Raw genomic sequence first — 1,941 nt, forward strand, 5'->3', positions numbered from 1 at the left:
GGATATCACTTTCAGTGAGTGCGGTTGAATAAGCCGCGAAGGCATAAATGCCATCCATGCTATCAAGTTGGGTGATGTTGCTGTCACCTGATGCATCCTTAGCAAAGAGTCCTATTGGCGTCGCTGGACTGCGAATGGCGCTAAGTTGAGTTGATTGCGCAGTGGCTGCCCGTTGACCATTGACATAAACCGTATAAGTGTTCGCATTTTTCTCGTAAACATAAACAAGATGCACGAAATCGCCATAAGGTGAAGCACCGTTAATCACGTTAGTAAGATTGACGGCTCCTGTCTGGTTGAGTGTCACTCCTAATGTGTTTGAGTTGCTGTTTTCAAACGTCAACGAGGTCGCATTAGGAGTGTCTGTGATGTCATGGTGACCAAGCAACACAAGATCCGCAAAATTATCACTGGTTATTTTAGCAATAAACTCGTAACTGGCTTGATCGCTTGGCAATGCGGAAAGGTCAATAGTTTTCGCCTTTTTTGGATAGACATAGTTATCGTATCCTGCGATAGGTTGGGTCAAGGTAACACGAGGGTTTAAGTTAGAAGACTCGACCGACCACGTTTGATTTATCCATGATGCCATGGCATTCGGGCTCACTTTGACTTGGTCCCAAAGCTCCGCCACACGACTGCCATTATCATCAGTGAGTAAATTACTATCGTCAGTTGAAACAGCGTCAAATCCAAGGGCAGTTTCGAATTGATCGTTTAACCCGTCTGAATCTTTGTCAGAGAAGCTATTGTTATCATCATCATCGGTTGTAACTAATAGACCATCACTGTCCGGGTCGAGATCAAAGACGTCCCATATGCCATTTTGATTGATATCCTCAATGGCCGTTAAAATGGTATCTGCTCGTGATTGAATGGTTTGTGGTGACCAAATAGCGTCGTGATGTTGAATATGAGTCACCATATTTCTTCTAATAGCATGCGTAGCCACGTAATTTTTTAATGTGCCACCTAATATACCTTGTACATGTACACCTATTCTGGTGTTAGCCGAACTGAGGGCTGTGAAGCTACTGTCTTGTACACGGCCAACTTCACTACCGTTGATATACAAGGTAAAGGTTTTTGAAAGGCTATCGAATGTCAATGCCAAGTGGAAATATTGTCGACTAGGGAACAAGGTTGATTGGTTGTCGGTAGCAGTAAAGAAGTGAGGGCTGCCTGTTTGTGTAAGTTCTTCAATGTCATCGGCTCCATCGCTGCGGATCGCAAACTTCTTTTCCCCCTCAGCTGCAAAGCGTAACGACATATTTCCCGATTGAATGAAAATACCCTCCTCAAGTAAGGGACTGCTTGCCTCGTTGCTAAAGTCGAGGTAAGCGACTAACTCGTAAGTTGCATCACCTGAAATTGAACTCCAATTTTCATGATCAGCACTAGAAATCATGCTGATAGAGCGTGGACCTGAACTGACTTTCTCTGCTAGTTGTCCGTTAATGAAGTACCCAATTGCTTTATTTCGGGTATCTATATTAGACGTGTTAGTCATCTGTTGCCAAATATCAGCAGTACCATTGCCATTACCATCATTTAAAATGGTATTAGAGTTATTAACTAATGGATCAAATCCCGTTAAAACGGTTTCCATTTTATCGTTAAGACCATCGCTGTCATAGTCTGTCCAAGGGTTGGTATCCTCACCTTGCTCTTGTCCAAAACTCACCCCATCGTTATCCACATCGAGTGCATCCACTTTATTTTGTAGTTCAGCAATAGAATCGGTAGAAGCCACCGTCACGGCCAACACCGCATCAATGATTAACGGGTCAACATGAGTTAGATCTGGCGTGATGCCAATGTTGTAGTAATCATCGATGGTTTTGTTGATTGACGCAGTGATGATCCGATACGCACTGGTGATTTTGTCATCACTATTTAGCGTTTGCTCTTGTAGCCATTGGTTGAGCTGAGTGACTTGAT

At 43.4% G+C, this 1,941-nt stretch carries 1 protein-coding gene; it reads right to left on the minus strand.

What is annotated here, in order from left to right; translation table 11 throughout:
* Positions 1-1,941 (minus strand): LamG-like jellyroll fold domain-containing protein (locus tag VTH8203_RS22150; RefSeq protein WP_158296219.1); only part of this gene is annotated, 1,941 nt, incomplete at both ends.

Origin of the sequence: Vibrio thalassae (assembly GCF_900089835.1) — a bacterium.
GTDB classification, from domain to species: Bacteria; Pseudomonadota; Gammaproteobacteria; order Enterobacterales; family Vibrionaceae; genus Vibrio; species Vibrio thalassae.